Raw genomic sequence first — 23,434 nt, 5'->3', positions numbered from 1 at the left:
ATTTACAATAGTTCTACCGCCTTGTACCAATAATAAAATATAGATTTATCGGGTTGGCGTTTTAATCTGTTCAAAAAGGCCCAATCTGGATTTTTTATAGCCAGTTCCTTTGTATCCTGATTCTCATAATATTCTATTTCAACATCCTCTTTTTGTAGAAGAATAGCATTCAAATAGGCTACTTTGGCCGAAGCTGCCAATGCTTCTTCAATCCTAAAGTTCCCTGTCATTAAAAATGCGCTACCAAAACTTCGTATGCCAGAGTTTAAATCTGCAAATTGCTTTTTCTTTTCAGCGGTTGGGTTACGTTCTCGTCTTGCCATAATAGCACAGGTATTTATGGAATCCCATAGCACATCCTTTTCATTGAGTTTCCTTTTACTAAAATCCTTGTCTGAACTTCGATAGGATAGTTCTGCTTTCGCGAAAGCTGAAAAACTTTTCTTTACCATTGCTACATCAGTAATATTTTCAAAAAGTTTTCCCAAGTCGAACAATTGCTTGCAGATTTCCATTGCAAATAATTGGTCGCCTTTGTAGTATGGTATGCCTATGGTATCTGGTGCAAAAGCTGTTAGCTTATCGCCACAAATAGCGTTTACCGAAGGCGTAGTAATTGTTGTAGCAGTTCCATCAATGGAAAGCCAAGGTGTTTCAATGGGCGATTCTATAAGTTCTGGATAGTGCGGACTGTCAAAAAGGATATCCAATAGAATGGTTCCAGGAACGTTTGGATTATATACCGACTCGAACTCAAAGGTGTAATGTGCCTTCGGAACACCTTCCTTATAACTTCTATGCTCATTAAGCACGTGCTTTTTGAAATGTGAATTGGCTACAACTGCATCCAAAATTTCTTCTAATTTATCACGCTCAACGCTGGAAATAATATCGATATCAATAGAAAATCGGTTCCCTTCTTTTAGCAAAAGCACAAGTGATGTTCCCCCTTTGAAAACAAAATCGAGTCCTGAAACTTTTAAATGTTCGAGTAATGATAGTGCGTGAACCATTTTTTCCAATATAGTTACATCGATACCCTTATGTTCCTTTTTTGCACGGAAGCCATTCAGCCATTCCTTTTCAAAACTTTTGTTGTTAATCATATTGAATATCTTCTAAAAAATTTGAAATGTGGTTGCTTATAAATTGCTTTATTTCCTGTTCCTTTTTGCGCCTTTTGGCATAGCTGAACAACTTTGTAAAATTGATGCTATATCTATCAATTATTTTTTCGTAGATGTTTACCATTTCAGAACCTTGGTAAAAATGTAGCAGATTTTCATCTGCAAACAGGTCCACCATAATCTTTTCAAGTGTTGCAATGGGCACTACCGCTTTTTTATTTTTTATTTTTTGTATGGGTGCCCTTGTCACCAAACGTTTAATGATAACCGGCACGTTACTTTCTGAAATATAGAATTGGATTTCCTTTTCATCTGGATTTAGGAAAAAATCCATTCTTAGATTATCATTTAGATAGTAATAGAGTGAGTCTACAAACTCTTTTTCTACTTCGACGACAATCATTTGATTTGACGCCTGGTGCTGAGAAAACTCATTGAGCCATTGGGTTTCCCAAATGGCATATTTTATATCTTCAAAACGCTCATTGGTTTTACGGGCTATTTTGAACACACTATCTGATAGAAGAGGTTTATATTTAGGTTTATAGGAAATAACATAAAGTCCACGACCAATGGTTTTAATTATGTCCTTTTTCTTCAGGTCATAAATTCGCCAACTAAATGTACTTTCTTTTAGATCTGGTTCGAAATCCAGATAGAAGTTATATAGCGCATCCCTATCAAAAGAACTACGGTCTTTGAAAGCTTCTATCAATTTATTTTCAATAATCTTTGGCATAGTTAAAAATCAAAACTTTGCCAAAAATACAAAAAAGTGGTGAATATTTGAAAACAAATTTTTGCCACTATATAGATTAAGTGGTAATAATTGGAAATTAAACCTATCTAAATTCAGACAAACTTAGAATATGATAATAGCAAATACATATGTTACTGTTTTGGGTTCAATATGGAAAGGAATTGCAACGATTTCAATTTTATCTCTTCAATCACAACACCATTCTTTTCAGTCTCAAGTAATGCCCAATATTTGGATTCGTTCCAAATAAATTCTCTTGTTAGACCGGAACCACGTTGGTTTATAAATCCCCAGAACCAAAGGTCGTCCCAAACTTCCATTTCTTCTGAGGAATAATTATCCTGTAGAAGTTTATTAATTTTATGGAAATTCCACTTAATAGAGGGGTCAATACTATGGAAAATTGCTTCAATTACAGCATCTACAGGCAAGAAGATTTTTTCTTCTTTGTCAATGGTTTTCGGTGCATCGTCCCATATTGGATTTTGAAATCCATACGCACCATTATGTAAATGATAAATGGTTTTGGCAAACAATGCAGACGTCTTATTACCCCAACCTTTTTGTCTCAACATACCATAGTAAAGCGATTCATAATTATGAACATCGTTTTCTTTATCTGTTAGAAAATCGATGAATGTCTTAAAACTATGAAGCTGGGATTTATTGGAATATACTTTTTGAAAAAAAGGTGCGAGAATATCAATTTTAGGTTGGCTTTGGGTATTCGCTACGTGATGAAGAGCTGAATATAATTTATCTTCAAGAGAATCGAACGGTGCTAAAAACAGATTATAAGAATTGGATTGCACCTTCTTATTATAAGCCCTATTTTCTTTCAAGAAATGAAATAAAGAGGATAGTTTGGAATTTGTTACTGTGTTCAAAATAAATTATTTTTCAAGAGTTACTGTTCCATTAGCATTAACCCAATAATGCCGTATGCCTATCTTATTCAACTCAGGAATAATACTGGCTATTGCTTTTCTTATTTGTTCATCCTCGGGATGAGCAATGGCAATTTTTGCATTTGGAAAAGCAACTTTGGTTTCTAAGCATTTGATAATTGCTTTACCTAAATGGGTTTTAATCTGTCCAGAGTTGAAATAATCTCGTCGCTTTGTTGGCGAATCCTTGTGTGCTTTTGCGCCTTTTGCTTCAATAAGTAATTTTTCACTTTTTCTGTTCGCAACAATATCATACCCTCTCGTTTGGCCAAGACAGAAACTTTCTATTTCATAACCTTGTTGAACCAAATGAGGCATCAGTAATTCAATGGTTCTATTTTCTGTTAGTTTTTCCATTTAAGCTAAAATTTCTCACAATATAACTGAATTAAAAAATAATTAGACTTTTTGAATGTGCTGATGGGTTTAAGGTGAACTTACTACACAATTTTGGCTCTGAAATGAAGTGTTTCTTCCCAGCGCAGCGGGAAGGGTTAACCGAATGGAAAGCTGGAATTGGGGATTGTGTCCAAGACTTTTGTAGAGAAGCTCTTTTCCTGTAATGAAGTGATTGCCTGCTTTTTCGGCAGGCAAGCGTGGAATGTAGGGGAATGTGCTGAGTGGTATTGGGTTTTACCGTTTGTTATATTAGAAGTTATGATGAGAAAATTCATATACATTAACTTAATAAATGCTATTTTTTGACCGCTCTAATACACATAAAAGCTGGAAATTTATTCAGTTCCTTGTAATGCTTCTGGTCTAATTTCTCAAATTCCTTTAGGGGTTTTGGTTCAACTAATTTGTCAATATAAAATCCGTTTTCTGTTAGTGGTTCAATACAATCGTTAAGAGGTCGTCTATAACTATTAATTTCAATAGGTTTACCAAAACTTTTCCAAATACATTTTACAGGTTCTGTTTTAAAATATTCGGTTGATTTGTAGTAATTATATTCAAAAAACGGATGCTCAACTGATATGATTAATTGTCCGTTAGTTTTCAGTACTCTATGAAATTCTCTAATTGTTAAATTCCAATCCTCTAAATAATGTAAAGCCAAGGCACAGAGAACAAAATCAAAAGATTTGTCCTTTATCATTGTTAGAGGTTCACTTAAATCGTGTACAAAGAATATTCCTTGATTAGCGTTTCTTTCCTTTGCAAATTTTATCATTTCGGAACTCAAGTCGAATCCAGTCACTTGTGCATTTCTTGAAAGTAAAATTTCTGTATATTTTCCAGAACCGCAGGCTGCATCGAGAATCGATTTATTTTCTACATCTTCAAATAAATTCAATGTATTGGGTCTATCGTAATATGCATTATGTGGTTTATGGTCAATTAATCTGTTATAACTTTCGGCTAATTCATCATATGCCTTCTTTATTTTCTCTTTACTCATTGATATTACTTTTTTGATTTGATTAATGATATTCCCGAATATAGAATCCAACCTGCAATGCTAAAAACAAATATTCTGAAACCTGTAAGACTTGTAAACACAAAATTTGTGGTTGCGCCCAAAACTGCAAAAACTAATATTGCGATACCAAAGTATCCAATTAATTTTGAAAGCTTTCTTGTGGTGATGATTATCAAAGAGTAAACAGTAATGGCAGCACAAAACGAGACAATAAAAACATAGTCCAATGATTTATTCACGGCAAAACCATAATTTATGATGGGTTTAAGTACAGAAATATTCTGTTCAATATTTTCCGAATATTGACCAAGAAAATAGGGTAAGGCCAATCCATTAAATAGTGCTGCAAGCATCGCTGCAAAAAGTCCGAAGGCAACTATAATGAAAGCTAAAGTTGATAATTTCCATTTATCTGAAAGCTTATGGGTTAAGCCATAAAAACCAAATAGGATAAATGGTAAACAAAAAATTGCTAAAGCGTGAGTGCTCTTGATTGGATTAGCTATTTGAATGATATGCTCAATGTTACCCCCTGATGGGTGTAACATCATAGTTGTAATAGTCAAAAAAGAGCCAATAGTAATTGAAATCCCTGTACTTTTGTAAAAATTTGTTTCCATTGTTTTGATATTTCGTTTGAAGTACAAATATCAAAGGATTGTGAAAAACAAACACTTGATTGAAATCAAGAAAAAATAAAATTATGAAAGCCTTTTTCTAACTCTACTCAACGTTTCTGGCGTGATTTTTAGGTAAGAAGCAATAACTGTTTGCGGAAATTTCTGAAGAAGGTTAGGTTTGATTGTTATTATGTAATGGTACTTCTCATCTGGGGTATTATTATTATCAAAAAAATCAATTCGCGAAGTCGATTCTTCTAATATTTTCCCCATTTGTAGAAAGGTTTGTGAATGAGCAATTAGTCTATGGATTGCGTCTATTGATATTTCATAGAAAGAACTGTCTTCATAAGCTTGAATTGAATATTCGGATGGTTTTCTTGAAGTAAAGCTTTTATGATTTATAACCCAATCATCTTTTGTATTTAAGTCGATGATATTTTTATTGAGTTGTGAATCAACATTGTATTGATAAAAACTACCTGAAACAACAAAACACAGCGAAGAACAAACAGCTCCGTTTTTCAACAAAAAATCGCCTTTTTTTAATTCTCTAAATTTTAGTTCTTTTCTTAGAAGTAGAGAATCTTTTTCAGAAAATTTTCCAGCCTTATTTATAAGCACTAAAATCGACTCGTTCATTCGTATAAAATTCAGACCACAATATATTTTTAAATTAACAATAATGTGATATAGCGGGTATAAATATAGATAACATAATTCCTCTCTTTCGTTATTTAAACTTATTCTTTATTTAATAGATTTTATAAGCGGACTTAATTCACGATTTTGGCTCTGGAATGAAGTGTTCCTTCCCAGCATAGCGGGAAGGGTTAGCGGAATGGAAAGCTGAAATTGGGGATTGTGTCCAAGAGGTATTTAGTGAAGCTCTTTTCACGAAATGAAGTGGTTGCCCGCTTTTTCAGCAGACGATCGCGGAATGTAGGGGAATGTGCTGAGTGGGTTATAACAGAGAATCAATTATTCAAAACAAGCGCTATGGTAGAATTTTATTCTATATATTTCCCTTTCAGAGCTTGAATAATTATTTTATACTTTTCTTCCTAAAACCCAGTTTATTTGTTCCCATAATAAGAAGCCACAAACAAATTCCAATTTCGCCAAGAGAAGCAGGATACCCAACAATCTCAGAGATAATTGTCTTATTAAAATCTGAATATAGGAAATCTCCGAAAAATTTAATCAAATAGCCAAAGCAGCCTGCCATTAAAAAAAAACCTAAAATCTTTGGAAGAAAGCCAGATTTATACACCAGATAGCCAAAAGGTAAAAGCCAAAGTCCCCAGAATATTTGAGAGAGCTGCACTCCGTTATTGTAATTTTCAAGATACAGCATTACTTGGGCTTGAAATTCTGCTTGTCCAAGCTTTTGTGCATACTCTGATTTATTGATTAAGGTTAGTACTGAAAATTTATTCAGAATATTGACAAATGAAATTGGCACACTCAATAGCGCAAATAGCACCATAAATTTCGCTGAAACCTTGTTTACATTTCGTAAAAGGTTGTAGAGTGCCAATGGCAATAGAATGAAAATAATAAAAGAGCAAATTCCCGCTACAATACCAATTCTGAACAATAGTTCAGAGTCTCTTATATTTTCTATGGTGTCTGTGGCATTTTTTAAATCAATTAATTTTAATGGTACATAGACAAGGTAGGTAAATCCACAAATAATTAGTAACAAATAGAGTATTCCTGCAATTCTTGCTTTTTTGTTTTGTGACATATCTTCCATTATTAAATAGTTTTTTCTTTAGGCCATCTCCAAGCGTACCAAACAATCAATGCGGTAATTATACTTTCTAAAAATGCTAAAAAGACATAGAACAAATACCATTCGTTCGTTGACATTATTCCTATGGCTACCATCATTATGGTAAATAGTATCCCAAATATGATATTTAGAATTCGGTTTAGCTTTGGTTTAAGTATAATTGAAAGGGCAACCATTACAGATGGAATCGCCAAAATTATCGATGCTATTAATAATGTGGTTGGACTATCCATAATAGTATCGCCTGTTATTAAACTGTTTACTTTGTCCGGTGTGTAAAGCTCAAAATAGTCGCCATACAAATAGCAGAATGTTACTGAAGCCCATAATGCAGCGAGTTTGATTTTGATGTTTACTTTTTGGTTGTCTAACATTTTGGTATGTTCTATTATGTTTTACAGAGTATCTCTATTTATAAAGACTTATAATTTTACTATATGGTTGCCTGGGTTATATTTTAAGTTCGATTTTGACTCACAGCTAACTCTTTAATTTCAAGTTTAAAGGTAATATCATCTTATTCTTCCTTTACGATATCACAACTTTTTTTATCCAAATGCATAGAAGACTTATGTAGAGAAGCTCTTTTCACGAAATGAAGTGGTTGCCCGCTTTTTCAGCAGGCGATCGCGGAATGTAGGGGAATGTGCTGAGTGGGATTGAAAATATCACAGCATAAAAAACCCTCCTTATTCAGAACAAGAAGGGTTTTTATTACCGTAATGGACTGTTTACTTTTCCTTTTTTAATACTAACTGATACACGCAAGGAATTACTACCAAATTCAATATCGTAGCCGACAACAAGCCACCTAAAATTACAACGGCCATTGGGCTTTGAATTTCACTTCCCGGTTCGCCACTTTTTAGAGCCAATGGTATCAATGCCAGACCTGTGGTAAAGGCAGTCATTAAAATAGGGTTTAATCTATCTAAAGCCCCAGCTTTTATCAACTGAAAACCCTGTACTCCTTCTTTTCTCAAATCTTCATACCGTGAAACCAATAAAATACCGTTTCGTGTGGCAATACCAAACAAACTGATAAAACCTATGGTCGCGGCAATACTGATGATTCCTGACGTGAAATACACTATCAAGATTCCACCAATTAACGCCAAAGGCAGATTAATCAATACTACAAATGCCAGTTTTACATCCTTAAATTCATAGTATAACAACAGGAAAATGATGGCTATTGCAATTATGGCTGTTATCAAAAGCAATTGTGATGCTTTGGATTCACTTTCAAATTGTCCGCCATATTGCACACGATAACCTTCTGGTATATTTACATTGCTGGCGATCACTTCCTTTATTTCGTTAACGGCACCACGTAAATCCCTACCTTGAACATTGGCAGCAACTACAATTTTACGTTGCACATCTTCACGGTTGATAGTGTTTGGACTACTCACGGATTGAACGGTTGCCAATTGGCCCAAAGTGGTCTGACCACCATTTGGAAGACTTATTAAGGTGTTACCGATTTTCTCAATATTATCACGAAACGATTTTTCGTAGCGAACCACCAAATCAAAATACTGTTGTCCTTCATAAATCTCGCCTGCTTCTTCTCCTGCAAAAGCAATATCCACTTGTTCCATCAAATTACCTACGGTCATCCCATAAGCCGAAAGAATCTGGCGTTTAGGTTTGATGCGTATTTGTGGTACTTCAATTTGTTGGTCAACTGCAACATCTGCCAATCCTTCAATATCCTTGATGTTCTGCTCTACACTTTTCCCTACTTCAAATAGACGTTGTAAATCTGACCCAAAAATCTTGATGGCAATATTGGCACGCGTACCCGAAAGCATATGGTCAATACGGTGTGCGATGGGTTGTCCTAATGTGATATTAACACCAGGTGCGATGCTCAATTTATTTCGGACTTCTTCAAAGAATTCTTCTTTGGTTTTGTCTTCGAGAACAAAGGGCACATCAATTTCCGAAGCATTGACACCTTGAGCGTGTTCGTCCAGTTCGGCACGTCCTTGTCTTCGAGTAACGACCTCTACTTCGGGCATATCCAATAAAATGGTCTCTATTAACTTTCCAGTCTTATTACTTTCTTCCAAAGACATTCCCGGTGGACCAACCACACTAATTACCAATGAACCTTCATTAAATTCTGGCAGGAAACTTCTTCCCAATTGCGTTACAACCAGAAGACTTAATACAAATGCAATTACAGTTACGCCTATAATGGTTTTAGGTATTTTAGTCGCTCGCACCAAAAGGTTGCCATAATGTTTCTGCAACCAACGCTCTACTTTTGTACCATCAGCCTGTTTGTTTAGAAGCTTCTCATTGTCTAATAAATAAGAACACAAAATTGGTGTTACGGTTACGGCAACTACCAATGAGGTCAATACCGATGTTACAAAGGCTATGCCCAGCGGTTGCAATAATCGACCTTCCATTCCGCTTAAAAAGAACAAGGGAACAAATGATACGATAATGATAAGCGTTGCGATGATGATGGAACTTCTTATTTCTACTGAAGCATCACGCACTACTTTTATTGTCGATTCCCGCTCCGCTTTGGGTTTTCTGATATTTTCGCGCAAGCGTTTATACACATTTTCTACATCAATAATTGCATCGTCCACCAATGCACCAATGGCAATGGCCATACCGCCCAAACTCATTGTATTTATGGTATAGCCCAACCATTTTAATATGATAATGGATACCAATAAGGAAATAGGGATAGCCAGTAATGAAATAACGGTAGTTCTCCAATTCATCAAAAAGATAAAAAGAATAATCATTACGAAGAAAGCACCTTCCAACAAAGTCATATTTAAATTGCTGATGGATGCATCAATAAAATCGGACTGTCTAAAGATTTGACTTTTGATGTTGACACCTTTTGGTAAGGTTGTTTCCAAGTCTGCAATCGCTTCATCCAATCGGTCTGTCAGTTCCAAAGTGTTGACATCGGGCTGTTTTGAAATGGTTAAAATAACCGCAGGTTTTGCATTTAATGAACCATCGCCAATTTTATCGGCAGCGCCAATTTGAACCGTTGCCACATCTTTTATTTTGATGGTTTGACCGTTTACTTCTTTTAGAACTGCTTCCTGCAAATCTTCCAACGCATACGCTCTACCGCTTCCCTTTATGATGTATTGATTACCATATTGATTAATCACGCCACCTGGTGCGTTTTTGTTTGCTTCCTTTACGTGTTCTACTAATTCTGAAAGACTTACATCGTAATGCTTCATCTTTTCAGGATTGGCAAATACTTGGTATTGCTTATAATCGCCACCGATAACCACCACATTTGCGATACCACCAATCGCTTTTATCCGTGGGCGAATTGTCCAGTCTGACAAGGTTCGCAGTTCCATTGGCGACAAACTATCGGATGTCACTCCCAAAAGCATTATCTCTCCCATAATGGATGAAATTGGTGCCATAGTTGGTGCTCCGATACCTTCAGGCAAATTTTCACGTACCATCGGGATGCGTTCACTAACAATTTGGCGAGCTCGATAAATATCTGTTCCCCATTCAAATTCTACCCAAACAATGGAAACACCTGCTGCCGATGACGAACGGATTCGCCTTACATTGGGCGAACCGTTCAAGGCCGTTTCCAGTTGATAGGTTACTAATTTTTCTACTTCTTCAGATTCCATTCCGTGCGCTTCGGTAAGAATTGTTACCGTGGGCGCTGTAAGGTCTGGGAATACATCGACGTTCATTGTACGTGCATAATACACGCCCAACACACTCAATGCAACCGCTCCCAATAGTATGAGCAATCTATTTTGAAGTGAAATTGATAATATTTTGTTTAACATTTCTCTTCGTTTTTAATGTTCGTGACCGTGTGCAGGTGTTGAACCCGACATTGAAGCCATTTTAACTTGGTATGCTCCTGTAGTTGCCACTACTTCGCCAACTTCCAAGCCCTGTACTATTTCTACATTCTCGCCATTACGTTTTCCTATTTTTACAGGACGTCTTTCAAAACTTTCGCCTGAAAGTTGCACGATAACGGAATAGCTTCCATAGTCTTCCAATAAGGCATTTTCAGGTATCATTGTATTTTGGGTGGCATTTCCCATCGCTATCTGAACAGGTGTTAGACTTCCTATTGGCATATCGACGGTGGCATTGACTTCTGCAAAAACAGAAATCAAAGGGTTTTCACGTTCCACGTCCTTTCCAATCGAAAGGATTTTGCCCTCGGCATCAGTTACGTCTTTCCATAGGTTATCATTATCCTGATACCATATACCTTGTACATTACCCATCGTAAGTCCGTAGTTGGGTGCTAACTGCGCTTTTAAAACTCTGGATTGATGCGTTCCAACGGTCACAAGCGCAACGCCTTGTTCTACGTAATCGCCATTTGAAACTGTTATGGATTTGATAAAACCATCAAAAGGGGCGCGGATTTGTTTGCTTCCGCCCGAAACACCAGATACCAAGGACTGATAGTTGGCTTTGGCTATCTCAAAACTGCTTTCTACTTTTTCAAATTCAGATTTTGGGACAATTTTAGATTCGTATAACTCTTTCTTTCTGTCATATTCAGATTTGGCTTGTTGGAATTTCGCTTTCGCGGAAGCGATATCCGTACTTAAATTATTAGATGCCAAACCTTGGCTATTCAAACTCATTAAGAGCTGACCTCTTTTTACTGCTGTGCCTTCCGTGAGATTAATAACTTTAAAATCTACCACCCCATTGGATTTTGCCGCCAAGGACTTTACAGAACCGGGCGAGGGCATCCAAACACCAGAGGTGTTGATGACATCGTAAATTTTACCTGAAACGACAGGTGCGGTTTGAAAATCGATTTTCCAAGCTTGTTCTTTCAAAAACGAAATGCTCCCTTCATCTTCGGCTGCACCCAAGGCTTTTATGGCTTCATCTGCATTAGCATAAACCGTAACATCGTCAATCGTTATTTTATCTGAATAATCTGGCGTTTTCAATTCAAAAACAAGTTGGTAACTACCCGTTTCTTTTGGTTGAATGGTAGGCGAAAATATGCCTGGCGAAGACGGTGCTTCGGCAGTATTACGAATTCCATTATCGCCTTTAATCAAACTAACCGTAACCGAACCTTCACGAACAGGCTGATGCTTGTCCAACACCGTAAAGTGGGCTGCAAATCTGCTTGGATTTCCAACGATTAAGGCTGGAAATTCTACGAATAATTCTGTTTTGTCTGTCCAAATGGTGTGGTCCAAGCGTGGAATTTCTTCTCCTTCGTGGCTACCATCGGGATTGTGTGCGTGTGCATCTTCTGCCTTGTTGTTACAAGACATTGCCAAAAAGGCAAGCACTATGAGTATATATTTCATATCGTTATATCTATTTGCTTTTAGTGGTCGTGATGTTCAGCGCCATCATCGTGTTTATGAGTTTTTGAATCATCATCATTTGTATGATTCCCTTCTGAATTTTGGTCGTGCCCGTGTTCCTCTGTTTTTGTTTCCATAGAATCAGTTCCTACTTTAAACTCTTCTTGCTCTATGGTTTCTTCCGTATGACTACCATCCTCATTATGCTCGTGACCGTGGTCGTCAGTATTTTCGGTTTTTGTTTCTCGACAAGAGGTTACTAAAAATGTTGATGCGATTGCTATTGCGAATATTGATTTTGAAAATTTCATAATTGTATGTTTAAAAATTTATAACTGATGTTTTAATAATTGTGCTTGAAGCAGTTGCAGTTCCTTTTCCATTTGCAGCATTTTATCTGATGCATTCCGATAAAACTGAAGCTCCACGTAATAATCCATAAACGAATACTCGCCCAACATATAAGCCTTAAAAAGCAGTTGCTCGCTATTTAAATTACCCATAGTGGCTTGATACTCATTAAATTTTTCGAGCATCAATTCGTATCGATTATAGGTTTCTTGAAATTGGGTATAAAGCGAAGTGGTAACTACCTGCGTGTTGGACTGTTGATATTCAAAATTTGCTTCGGCAGCTTTTACTTTGTTCTTGCTACTCCAAAGTGGAATTGAAACACCACCATAAAAACCAGAATAATTACTACCGCTAACGCCTTGATAATTATAGCCAAGTGCCACGTTTGGCAGCACCTTGTTTTTTTCCAATTTTATTTTTTGAAGTGAAGATGTCTCATTAGCCTTTAATTCTTGTAGTAAAGGGTCTTTCGCTAATTTTTCCTGCCAAAGATTATCTACCGTACCAACTTCGATAGGTAATGCAATTCCTGATGTAGCACCATCAATTACATTGCCTCCATTCAACGTTTTAAGTTTGGATAGCAAAATTTGGATGTCGCTTTCAATTTGTTCAACAACAAATTGCTCTTGAATCCAAGCAATTTTCGCCTTGTTCAAATCTAAAATCCCAACTTGTTCTGCATCAAAAAGTTTTTGGATTTGCTCAAAAACCTGTCTGCTCTGGGTTTTTCTTTCCGTTTCAATAGCTTTTCGCTTTTGCAAGAAAGCAAGCTCTAAAAGCGTGTTCTTTGCTTTTAATAATACTTCCAGCCTCTTGTTAGCGTAGGCTGCCGCTAACTGTTGCGATTTAGATTCGTTCCATTTGCCACGTGCAACATATACCGTTGGGAATTCAAAAGATTGGGATAGTTGATATTCGGTATAATCTCCAGTTTCATTATCGCCAAATGGCAAATAAAAGCCAGAAAGCTGTGGGTCAGGCAAATTGTTATTGCTCCTGTTTTCGAGTTGCTGACTTTCAATAAATGATTGATAGCCTTTCAACTCTGTATTGTTCTGTTCTATTTCATTAAGTAGTTCCTCTATGTTTTTATTCTGCGAGAAACCATTAACAAAGAACAGGCATCCGCAAATTACGGACACGATGTATTTATTCATTGTGTAAAATTTTAGGTTTAATCTGAATTTATATAAGGAAACAGTACCGTAGCGATACCATAGTCCTAAACGATTAACCTAAAGATGGTGGGCCTCGTGAGTCGAGGGAAGAGAGGTAGGGATTAAAATATGAATTGGGTGGATGATAGACAGGCGGTTTACTATTTTGCCTATAGTCAATCAAAAAGATTTTTTGAGTTTCAAAAGAACTTTTTACTATATCCTTATCAACATTGGTCTGCTGCTCTACCGTATTCCTTTTAAGTAATACAATATCGCTGGATACTGTAGAATGGATATGCATATCCATAAAGAAACCAAAAAATCCGTAAGGGGATTCTTCTTCGTTGGAATCATCATCGTGATGATGATGTTCGCCAGTATGTGCAATATCTGAATGGGAATGAGCATCCTCGTGTTGATGGTGCAAATGCGGAAAAACCTGATGCAGCATCATTAGACTAAACAAGCCTAAAAAGAAAAATGCCGCTATTTTATTTGGTTTTTGCATTGATTACAAAACTAATGAAAATTAATTTTACTTATAGAGTTTTAGGTTTTGAATTAATGTCTTCATTCAATACATTGAGCCTATTTTGGTAATCTTTGAATAATTTGTCCTCACTCCAATGTGCCGTCCAAGCTGCTAATCCCAACACTACTACCCAAAGCCAACTATTCTTGTTTATTCATTACTTTTCTATTTCAAGGCTTTCCTAAAGCTATTTCGACAGTTTTAATATTCTTATGGCACCGCGCATCACAAATGTGAAAACGATGCCCCCAATTACCAAATCGGGCCATTTACTATTCAGAAAATAAACGAGTATCCCTGCCAGTATAACCCCACCATTTACAATGATATCATTGGATGTAAAAATGGCACTCGCCTGCATATGGGCCTCTTTGCTCTTGGTTTTGTTGATAAGCCAGAGCGAAATCAGATTACCTACCAATGCGGAAATTGAAACGATTATCATCCATTGGAACAAGGGTGTTTCGGTATTGCTGAAAAACCTTCGTAAGACCTCTGCAAACCCAAGCGTTGCCAATGCCATCTGAAAGTAGCCGCTGAATTTCGCCACTTTCTTTTTTCTGGAAATAGCGCCGCCAACTGCAAATAGACTAAGTGCATACACGATGGAATCTGCCAGCATATCAAGTGAATCTGCAATAAGTCCCATTGAGCCAGATATCCAACCTGTGGTCATTTCGATAACGAAAAAACCGAAGTTGATACCCAAGACCCACCAGAGAATCTTTTTTTGTTTGGATTGGTCTTCTATTACAGGTGGTTCGGCTTCTATGGTTCCCTCTAAGGAATCCCCAAGTTTTAAGCTGGCTATAGACGATTGTATCGCCTTGATACCGTCCACGTGATATACTTCCAATTTTCTTTTGGGAATATCAAAATCCAAGTGCTTTACTTCAGCATAAGACTCCAACTTCATACGAATCATCTGTTCTTCTGAAAGGCAGTCCATTTTACTGATTTTAAAAGTGCTTTTATTCATTTATATACTACTGAATTAATTGTCCTTTAGTGCTTCATATGTTTATTCGATTCTATATATCTTTCCAAGATTGACTTTAAGCTATCCAAATATTCCACGAACGAGCTGACGGAAATCTCGGGTGTTTCGCAATCAGGGATTGTAATAGGATTTTCATCAAGATATTGGTATAGTTCGGGGTAGTCCTGCTCAATTCTCAATGTCAATTCGTTAATTTCCTTGGTCAATTGCTGAAGCTTCTTCATCCTTATTATTTTTTTCTACAACTTTCACATATTCCTTTTAACACCAGGTTCACATCGCTCACTTGATAATCGTTTGGTAAGCTTTCTTCCGATATTTTATTCGGCAAACAGCTTGTTTTTCCACACTTGGTACAATAAAAGTGCATATGTAAATCTGTACCGTATTTACCTTTGGCATTTTCATCGGAAATCGCAAATTTTGCCACTCTGGTCCCATCATTAATCTGATGAATCAACCCTTTATCCTCAAAAGTCTTGAGATTGCGATAAAAGGTGGTTCTGTTTGCCGTTTTGTTTTTTTCACTTTTGGCGATAAAGACTTTTTGCATTTCCTTTAAGGTTATGGCATAGGTCTTCCTCTTGAGGTATTTGTAAATTTTCAACCTCATTTCAGTAGGGCGTATCCCTTTGGTAAATAATATTTTTTCCGTGTTTGTCATTTAATATTCTTTCAAAAAACTGGATTCTTCTAAGTCCCAATTTTTCTAATCTTTTTTATAAGCCAAAAGGCGCAGCGCATTGGCCACTACTACCAAGGTAGACCCCTCGTGAAATGCCACGGCTATTCCTATGTTTGCCCAGCTCAAAATGGTGGCTGGTATGAGCAGTGCTACAACACCAAGGCTTACCCAAAGGTTCTGCTTGATAATAGCTTTTGCTTTTCTACTCAAGCCAATAGCAAAAGGCAGGGTTTCCAACTTGTCGGCCATTAGGGCAACATCCGCCGTTTCCAAGGCCACATCGCTTCCAGCCGCTCCCATTGCTATGCCCACGGTACTGTTCGCCATTGCGGGTGCATCGTTTACACCATCGCCTACCATTGCCACCTTGGATTCCTTTTCCTTTAGCTCTTTTATGGCATCCACTTTTTCCTCTGGTAACAAGCTCCCCCAAGCATCGGTCAATCCTATTTCTTTCGCCACGGCATCGGCAACCTTTTGGTTGTCACCAGTAAGCATAATCATTCGTTTGATACCGATTTCCTTTAATTTTTTGAGGGTTTCCTTGGCAGCTTCGCGAGGGGTATCCATTAGGGCAATAACACCTATATATTCTTGGTTTTTCCGAATAAGCATCGTAGTATTTCCCCCACCTTCGAGGTCACGGACTTTCGTTATTATCTCTTCGGAAGGGGTGCTCTCATCAAGCCCTTCGTACAGGTCGAGGTTACCGACATAGATTTTGTCATTGCCCAATGACGCTTTTATACCTTTGCCAAGCACGGCTTCCAAATCGGTTGCATCAGGTATTTCCTCGCCTTTCAAACGTTCCTTGCCATCTCGAACCACTGCTTTTGCCAGAGGATGGTCACTTAGATTCTCTACGGCCACAGCTATTTTTAAAAGTTCGTTTTCAGAAATATCGCCAAGTGGGACCACTTCGGTAAGCTTGGGTTTTCCTTCGGTCAGGGTACCCGTCTTGTCAAAGGCGAGCGCGGTAATAACCCCCAAGTCTTCCAAAGGACGACCCCCTTTGATAAGTACCCCGCCACGGGCCGCTCGTGCAACACCGCTCAATACCGCACTCGGGGTCGAAATCGCAAGGGCACAGGGACTGGCAGCTACCAATACGGCCATAGCCCTATAAAAGCTGGCACTAAACGGTTCATCGACGACCAAAAAAGCAAAGAGCAACAGCACTACCAATACCAGTACGGAAGGAACAAAATATCTTTCAAATTTATCGGTAAGCAACTGGGTGGGGGATTTTTGGGTCTGGGCTTCGTTCACCAATTTTACCAATCGGGACAGTGTTGAATCCTTTGCCTCTTTGATTACCTTAATTTCAAGCGTATTGTTGCCGTTAATAGTCCCGGCGAAAACTCGGTTTTCGTCCTTTATATCATCATCCTCTGAATAGTCCTTGGCGGAATCTTCCACAGGAACTTTATCTACTGGTACACTTTCCCCGGTAATGGGGGCTTGGTTGACACTACTTTTACCATCAACAACAACGCCATCGGCAGATATTTTACTGTTTGGCTTAACTACAATAATATCGCCTTTACTCAACTTTTCAATACCAACTTCTTTGGTCTTTCCATCTTTTTTTAGCAAGGCCGTTTTCGGTGCTAAATCTGCCAGTGCCGCAATAGATTTTCGGGCTTTCTCCATCGCATAATGTTCAAGAGCGTGCCCGAGGCTGAACAGGAACAGTAACAAGGCACCTTCCGCCCAAGCGCCCAAAGCAGCGGCACCGATGGCTGCGACCAACATTAAAAAGTCGATTTCAAAACCACCTTTGGCTACAGTCTGTATGGCCTCTTTCGCGGTAAAATAACCTCCAAAAAAGTAGGCGCCTATGTAGAGGGACAAGCTGACCCAATCCGGTATCGAGTCCACGTAGGACAATCCGAAACCTATTCCGAGAAGGGCACCGCAAATGATGGCAAAAATAAGTTCGGTATTCTTGCCAAAAATACCACCGTGGGCGTGTGCCTCACCTTCACCCTCCTTGTGGTTGTATTCTTCGCCGTCTTTATGAACGTGGCCTTCGCTCTCGCCAACGTGTTGATTTTCCTCCTTGTCTTGAGTATCTTCAGATTTTTCTTCACCGTTGGAAACTTCTATTTTTTGTAAATGTGTTTCTGTATCAACGGAAGGTTCAATAATAGTAAGCCCTTGTTTTTCTATTTTCTTTTTAATCGCCCCAAATCCTGTAATGCCCTTATCAAATTCCACACGTATCATTCCTGAAGCGGATGCGGAAACTTCGAGAACTCCATCGACCTCTTTGACTGCTTTCTCGATGGTTCGGGCGTGACGGGTATGACGTATACCTTCCACGGCTATTAGCCTATGCCCAAATTTATCCGTGATTTGGGCTCCCGTGGTTTCTGCCAAGGACTGTACTCTATCAAGTGAAATGATATCGGGGTCGTAATGAAAACAGAGTTGCGGTACACCGTCCGCTTTTTCATCGGATATGTGCACACTGTCAATACCTTCACGTCCACTTAATTTGTCGATGAGCCTGTTGATGCAGGCATCTTTCTCGTCCGGTACCTGTGGAAGGATTACGGGAATTTTGATTTTTAGTTTTTTCATATCCTTAGTTGTTTTTTATCCAGTTTTTTGCTTGTTCCCTATCCTGAAGGTCAAAATATTTGACTTCTGAACCGGTAAAGAAATCGGTAGCCTTGGCTGCCCATTTCTGCCACTTTTTTTCGCCTACAAATGCCATTTTACCATAATCTGATAGGTGTGCAGCATCTACCTTTAAATCTGCCCAAAACCCTTGTAGGTCGTAGCCGTGAAAATCTTCCAGTTCAAAATAAAAATCCACTTTATGGCCTTTTTCGATGATGTTGTGAATCAGCGGATGGATTTTTTCAATATCCTTCTTTGTGACTCTACCGTTGATTTTGGCAGCGATCAAGTTTTCCTTTTCTATGTTTATAATCTGTATCATTTTTTAATTTTTATTGGATTTATATTAGTTTAAGTGAATTTCCATATAATCCAGAGCTGCAGGTATATCCAGCTCTCGGGTACCGTTTCCAGTCCTAATAAAGAAATGCGAGCGATTACCCAGATTCAAATACACGGGTTTTTGCGATTTGTGAACCCTTACATAACAGATATCCTTTTCTTTAAATTCATAAAAGGCCACCTTTGCCAAAGGGCAAAAATGGGTGCCTAACTTGACGGACACCAACTGCATTACATACTGTTCAAACCCGTCCTTGTCTGGTTTCTTTAAAGTACCGTAATCTTGTTCGAGCCCCAGAATACGGCCTTCATCATCTACCCCAATAATCAAGTGGCCGCCTTCGGTATTCATATATCCTGCAATGGTTTTTGCCACCACCATTTCCAAAGCTTCGTTAACCTTACTTTGTCGAAGGTCCCACCTCAAGGTGCTTTTGAATTCTACCTCGTGGTTTTCACCTTTGTTCAATAATTCCCTTATCAAGGTTATTCCGACTTTCTCCCTATTTAGTTGAAATATTGTTTTTCTTGTATAGAACATTAAGGCGAGACTGCTTCCCATAATACCAAACAGGATATTTTTTAGGATTTGGTCCACATCTCCAAATCCAAGAGCTTGCCCAACTGCGTTTTTGAACAAATACCACCAATTGCCCGTATCACCGCTCTGGTCATACTGGAATAGGGAAATGCCCAAAGGCTGTATGATGATTATACCAACCGCAAACCCTAATACAATAGCAATAAGAAGACCTCGCCTGTTCAGCGCCCCTCTTTTTTGATTATGTATGCCATTAGCCAGTTTCATTTTCAGCTATTTATAGGTTTAGAAATCAGATTGTCCAATTCCAAATATTTTTCTTTCATAAGACTCAAAGCAAAAGCTCCGGCAGAAGCACTAAAAACAGAAAAGTCAAGCGCTCCTTTTACTCCAGTTGAAAAAGTCATTGAAACAGCAAATAGTAACAGTAGAAACCCGCTTAATTTTGCAAACAGTTCCGTTTTAAACCCTATTATCAAGAAAATCGCAAAAACAATTTCGGCTATGGTTACCAAAAGTCCGATTGTTGGTATTAATGAATTCGGAATCCAAGGATTGATCATTTGGGTATAACTCAAGAAACTGTCCCAATTTCCCCAAACAGAAACTTCTTTGCTCCAAATTCCAAATCTATCGGCGACCGCCGATAAAAAACCGATTGAAATTGCTAATCGCAAAAAGACTTTAATAAACTTGGTATTCATATTTTTTATTTCTAATTTTCTTAGCGTTTGGTTAAATGCAACGCAATTTTTTTTCTCGTAACAATTTTTACATTTCTTAAAATCCTCCTCACTTATTTTACCCCTTGCAAAACGTCCTTCAGGATTTCCATTGAGCACTATTACATTTGGGGATTTGGGCTGAGGATTATCCACTGCTTCCAGTGTAAATTGCATTCCCCAGATTTTAATAGTAAATAATAGTTCTTTCGTTTTAATTAATTTCTTTCTCTATCCATTCTTTGGCCAATTTTTTTTCATCTGGACCAAAGAATTTAATATGTGCCCTTGTAAATGGTATCAAAACTTCCGTAAATTGTTCTTGCCATTCTAAGTTTCCTACCAATGCGACTCGTTTTAATCTTTCCTCCTTTGGAAGTTTGAGTTCAATACCTTTCCAATATGCACTTGAGGACCAACCCTCAAAATTTTCCATCTCGATATACCAGTACACTTTATTATGTTCTTGTATATGGTCTTTTAATTGTGATTTCATATTTTCATAATCTGTAGCATCTAATCTATTTTGAGCTACCATATATACCTTACATTCATTTTTATAAATCGTCATCATTGTTCCAATTTTTTAAATCAAAATATTTAATCCAAGTCATTGCTGCACTTCTCACAGACTCCCTTTGCCACAAGGTTGATATCTTCTGCCACATAGCCTTCGGGCAGGTTTATTGTCGGAATTTTATGCTCGGTCAGGCACACCGTTTCACCGCAACTATTGCAATGAAAGTGTAAGTGAAGGTCGTTGCCGACCTCACATTCACAATTTTCCTCGCACAGGGCATATTTAACAATGCCGGTGCCATCCTCAATTTGGTGCACGATTCCTTTTTCCTCAAATGTTTTCATAGTACGGTAAAGTGTGCTCCGTTCTGAGCGTTCAAAATCTTTTTCGAGCTCGCCCAGGCTAATGGCCACTTTTAGTTGCGCCAAGCGCTTATAGGTCATCAAGCGCATTGCCGTAGGTCGTATCCCTTTGCTTTCTAAAAATTTTTCAACTTCTTGCATATTTATGTGATATTGTAGTTGATATTTTTTGCTTTGTTAAATGCTTCCCAACCTTCTTTTGCAGCGTATGGAACGATGAGCAAGGCCGCTACAGGATCTGCCCACCACCACTCCAGCCAGTTGACCAATAGCAATCCTGTCAATACGACCACTGTCTGGTAAAGACAAATAAAGGTGTCTTTTGCATCAGCCATTAGAGCTGGACTTTCCAGTTTTTTGCCATATTTTCTTTTAAAATATATCAAGATAGGATTGACAACGAGCGAGACCAATAATATGACCAGTCCCAACGTGCTCCAGCTTGCGGTTTCCTTATTGATGAGCTTGGTAATGGAATCATAGGAAATGAAAATACAGATGAGCGTAAATGAAACTGCGATCACGTTCAAGGTAATTTTTTGTCTTCGTTTTACCTTTTCTTCATCGATGCCTTTGAGCTCGCCGTGTAGTCGCCAGCCAAGTGTTGCAGCACTTATCACTTCTATCGTGCTATCCAGTGCCCAACCTACGAGTGCGGAACTATTTGCTGTTATTCCAGCAATAAGCGAAACGACCACCTCTATAACGTCATAAATGACGTTCCAGATTTGAAGTGTTCTGGCCTGTTTTAAATTGGTTTTTCTTGTTGTTTCCATATTTTTATGGCTCTATTATTTTGTGTTTTTTTGCTATCTATTTAAGCCTAATTATTTTTCTTCAACGCATTAATTACGAAACAATTAAATTTTGAATTGTTTTAAGGATTCCTCTGTTTTTATCTGAAAAGCATCTTCAATCTCAGACAAATAAATGATGCCATCACCAGGATCTGGGGTTTTGCCATTTTTGAGAATGATGTCTATTGCCGATTGGGCCTCCTCGTTCTGGCAGACCAGTTCCAATTTTACCACAGGGCTGTTTGTTACGTGAAAATCGAGTGAAGGTTTAGCTCCTTTTGCCTTGAAAGCCCCAGTTCCTTCTGCTTGTGACAGGGTCATACTTTTAAATCCGTTATCAGTCAGGGCTTCTATAATTCTTTGTATCCTGTTCGGTTTTACAAATGCTTTTATTTCTTTCATAATTATTTATTTTTATCGATTTTGAACCGAGCCTGTTCTTTAATTTTAACTAACTAATTAAGACGATAAACAAACCCGGAATCAAAACCTTTGATTATTATTGAATTAATGTCCGTGTTCCAGTTCGCCCTTGACCATTTCCGAAGAAAGGGTGTAGGCTCCAACTGTGACAACCATAATATTTTTTGCCATTTCTGAAGGAATATTGATTTCCACAAAGCCAAGGTCATTGACACCTGTACTTACGGGGATTCTTCTGAATTTCACCGTGTTTTCTTCGGTTTCCTCATCCTCATCCACAATGAAAATATAGGATTGTTCGCCTTCCTTGACAATGGCTTCCTCTGGAACGGCATATCCTGATTTTTGTCCTTCCGCAATCCTGCCTTCAACATACATACCGGGAAGTAATTCGCCATTTTTATTATCTATATCGGCGTGCACGTGCAAGGCCTTAGGGTCTTCCTCAAAAGTTTTACCGATGGAATGTACTTCTGCGGTCAACAATTCATCGGGTTTAGAAGCTACCGTAAAGATTATTTTCTGTCCTTCCTTTACCTTTGGAATATCCTTTTCGTACACTTTTAAGTCTAAATGAATTTTAGAATTATCGCTCACGGCGAACATCTTGGACTGTGGTGCCACATAGTCCCCAAGACTTACCATTACCTCGTCTACATAGCCCGATATTGGCGTAGTTATAGGTATTGCAGAGTAGATTTCTCCTTGCTCTACCTTGGATGCGTTAATTCCCAATAAACGTAGTTTTGACCTTAAACCGTTTACACTTGAGGTCGTGGAACGAAATTTTGATTGTGCCATCTGGAATTCCTTGCCTGAGGAAACACCTTTGTCGAACAATATTTTTTTTCGCTCAAAATCCTGCTTTAGGAATACGAGTTCGTCGTTTTTTTCCTGATATTCCTGCTGCATACTTATAATATCCGGATGTTCAAGATATGCAAGCACTTCACCCTTGCGCACTTTATCTCCTTCTATAACCTTGATGGACCTAACATTACCACCCATAAATGGACTAATATTGGCCTTGTCTTGAGGGAAAAGTTCGAGTCTTCCTGTAACCTTGATATTGTTACCGAGATTACGTTTTTCCAACAATTTGGTCTCAAGACCAACGGTTTCGATTTGGTCGTTGGTAAGCATTACCACACCTTCCTCGCCTTCTTCTTCATTATGACCGTCTTCTTCTTCTTCATTATGTTCACCGTGTGCATCTCCTTCACCTTCCATTTTTTCGGTAGTTGTGTTTTCTTCGTTATGTCCCAATTCTGAATCGGGCTTGTCGTTGCAACCAACCATAAAGAAGGTCATTAATGCTACACTTACTATTGCTATATTTTTCATTTCTTATTCTTTT

General features: G+C 38.0%; 25 protein-coding genes. All 25 read right to left on the bottom strand.

Annotated elements, in window-relative coordinates:
* Positions 1-2 precede the first annotated feature (2 nt).
* Positions 3-1,106 (bottom strand): nucleotidyl transferase AbiEii/AbiGii toxin family protein, encoded by a 1,104-nt coding sequence (locus HM990_RS00505; RefSeq protein WP_178987080.1) that lies wholly within the window; start codon positions 1,104-1,106, stop codon positions 3-5.
* Positions 1,099-1,866, bottom strand: a complete 768-nt coding sequence (locus HM990_RS00500) for a DUF6577 family protein (protein ID WP_178987079.1) — start codon at positions 1,864-1,866, stop codon at positions 1,099-1,101. The genes HM990_RS00505 and HM990_RS00500 overlap by 8 nt, the downstream gene beginning before the upstream one ends.
* A 152-nt stretch (positions 1,867-2,018) precedes the next feature.
* Entirely contained in the window at positions 2,019-2,774 is a 756-nt protein-coding gene (locus tag HM990_RS00495; RefSeq protein WP_156115601.1) for a hypothetical protein, read from the bottom strand.
* A 6-nt stretch (positions 2,775-2,780) separates the two neighbouring features.
* The gene (locus HM990_RS00490; RefSeq protein WP_178987078.1) at positions 2,781-3,191 is read right to left on the bottom strand and encodes a hypothetical protein; all 411 of its coding nucleotides are present in this window, start codon (positions 3,189-3,191) and stop codon (positions 2,781-2,783) included.
* Positions 3,192-3,528: 337 nt separating this feature from the next.
* The gene (locus HM990_RS00485) at positions 3,529-4,239 is read right to left on the bottom strand and encodes a class I SAM-dependent methyltransferase (RefSeq protein WP_178987077.1); all 711 of its coding nucleotides are present in this window, start codon (positions 4,237-4,239) and stop codon (positions 3,529-3,531) included.
* Between the two features lie 5 nt (positions 4,240-4,244).
* Positions 4,245-4,880: a hypothetical protein gene (locus tag HM990_RS00480; protein ID WP_178987076.1), complete on the bottom strand. Its 636-nt coding sequence runs from the start codon at positions 4,878-4,880 to the stop codon at positions 4,245-4,247.
* A gap of 81 nt (positions 4,881-4,961) precedes the next feature.
* Positions 4,962-5,522: a Crp/Fnr family transcriptional regulator gene (locus HM990_RS00475; RefSeq protein ID WP_178987075.1), complete on the bottom strand. Its 561-nt coding sequence runs from the start codon at positions 5,520-5,522 to the stop codon at positions 4,962-4,964.
* 403 nt (positions 5,523-5,925) lie between these two features.
* Positions 5,926-6,639 (bottom strand): DUF4386 domain-containing protein, encoded by a 714-nt coding sequence (locus HM990_RS00470; protein WP_229719334.1) that lies wholly within the window; start codon positions 6,637-6,639, stop codon positions 5,926-5,928.
* 2 nt (positions 6,640-6,641) lie between these two features.
* Complete coding sequence (locus HM990_RS00465; protein WP_178987074.1) at positions 6,642-7,052, bottom strand: DUF6326 family protein; 411 nt, start codon at positions 7,050-7,052, stop codon at positions 6,642-6,644.
* Between the two features lie 357 nt (positions 7,053-7,409).
* Positions 7,410-10,493 carry an efflux RND transporter permease subunit gene (locus HM990_RS00460; RefSeq protein WP_178987073.1) on the bottom strand — a complete coding sequence of 1,028 codons (3,084 nt, stop codon included), beginning with the start codon at positions 10,491-10,493 and terminating at the stop codon, positions 7,410-7,412.
* A 12-nt stretch (positions 10,494-10,505) separates the two neighbouring features.
* Positions 10,506-12,008: an efflux RND transporter periplasmic adaptor subunit gene (locus HM990_RS00455; RefSeq protein ID WP_178987072.1), complete on the bottom strand. Its 1,503-nt coding sequence runs from the start codon at positions 12,006-12,008 to the stop codon at positions 10,506-10,508.
* Positions 12,009-12,028: 20 nt separating this feature from the next.
* Positions 12,029-12,319 (bottom strand): hypothetical protein, encoded by a 291-nt coding sequence (locus HM990_RS00450; RefSeq protein WP_178987071.1) that lies wholly within the window; start codon positions 12,317-12,319, stop codon positions 12,029-12,031.
* An 18-nt stretch (positions 12,320-12,337) separates the two neighbouring features.
* On the bottom strand, positions 12,338-13,522 hold the full coding sequence (locus HM990_RS00445; RefSeq protein ID WP_178987070.1) for a TolC family protein: 1,185 nt from the start codon (positions 13,520-13,522) through the stop codon (positions 12,338-12,340).
* 73 nt (positions 13,523-13,595) lie between these two features.
* Entirely contained in the window at positions 13,596-14,033 is a 438-nt protein-coding gene (locus tag HM990_RS00440) for a hypothetical protein (protein ID WP_178987069.1), read from the bottom strand.
* Positions 14,034-14,244: 211 nt separating this feature from the next.
* Entirely contained in the window at positions 14,245-15,036 is a 792-nt protein-coding gene (locus HM990_RS00435) for a cation transporter (RefSeq protein WP_178987068.1), read from the bottom strand.
* A gap of 250 nt (positions 15,037-15,286) precedes the next feature.
* Positions 15,287-15,721, bottom strand: coding sequence for a Fur family transcriptional regulator (locus HM990_RS00430; RefSeq protein ID WP_178987067.1), 435 nt, complete (start codon positions 15,719-15,721; stop codon positions 15,287-15,289).
* A gap of 45 nt (positions 15,722-15,766) precedes the next feature.
* Positions 15,767-18,328 (bottom strand): heavy metal translocating P-type ATPase, encoded by a 2,562-nt coding sequence (locus tag HM990_RS00425; RefSeq protein WP_178987066.1) that lies wholly within the window; start codon positions 18,326-18,328, stop codon positions 15,767-15,769.
* Between the two features lie 4 nt (positions 18,329-18,332).
* Complete coding sequence (locus HM990_RS00420) at positions 18,333-18,692, bottom strand: SpoIIAA family protein (RefSeq protein WP_178987065.1); 360 nt, start codon at positions 18,690-18,692, stop codon at positions 18,333-18,335.
* Positions 18,693-18,716: 24 nt separating this feature from the next.
* Positions 18,717-19,520 (bottom strand): AlbA family DNA-binding domain-containing protein, encoded by an 804-nt coding sequence (locus HM990_RS00415; RefSeq protein ID WP_229719333.1) that lies wholly within the window; start codon positions 19,518-19,520, stop codon positions 18,717-18,719.
* 2 nt (positions 19,521-19,522) lie between these two features.
* Positions 19,523-20,152 (bottom strand): hypothetical protein, encoded by a 630-nt coding sequence (locus HM990_RS00410; protein ID WP_229719332.1) that lies wholly within the window; start codon positions 20,150-20,152, stop codon positions 19,523-19,525.
* Positions 20,153-20,189: 37 nt separating this feature from the next.
* Entirely contained in the window at positions 20,190-20,549 is a 360-nt protein-coding gene (locus tag HM990_RS00405; RefSeq protein ID WP_114492882.1) for a SpoIIAA family protein, read from the bottom strand.
* A gap of 26 nt (positions 20,550-20,575) precedes the next feature.
* Entirely contained in the window at positions 20,576-20,998 is a 423-nt protein-coding gene (locus HM990_RS00400) for a Fur family transcriptional regulator (protein WP_114492883.1), read from the bottom strand.
* A gap of 2 nt (positions 20,999-21,000) precedes the next feature.
* A complete protein-coding gene (locus tag HM990_RS00395) occupies positions 21,001-21,633 on the bottom strand; it encodes a cation transporter (RefSeq protein WP_178987064.1) in 633 nt (210 codons plus the stop codon).
* 84 nt (positions 21,634-21,717) lie between these two features.
* On the bottom strand, positions 21,718-22,056 hold the full coding sequence (locus HM990_RS00390; protein ID WP_114492885.1) for a P-II family nitrogen regulator: 339 nt from the start codon (positions 22,054-22,056) through the stop codon (positions 21,718-21,720).
* Positions 22,057-22,161: 105 nt separating this feature from the next.
* Positions 22,162-23,421 carry an efflux RND transporter periplasmic adaptor subunit gene (locus HM990_RS00385; protein ID WP_178987063.1) on the bottom strand — a complete coding sequence of 420 codons (1,260 nt, stop codon included), beginning with the start codon at positions 23,419-23,421 and terminating at the stop codon, positions 22,162-22,164.
* Positions 23,422-23,434: the final 13 nt, after the last annotated feature.

This window comes from Winogradskyella schleiferi, from assembly GCF_013394655.1.
GTDB lineage: Bacteria > Bacteroidota > Bacteroidia > Flavobacteriales > Flavobacteriaceae > Winogradskyella > Winogradskyella schleiferi.
This window is presented reverse-complemented; position numbering and strand designations above follow the sequence as displayed.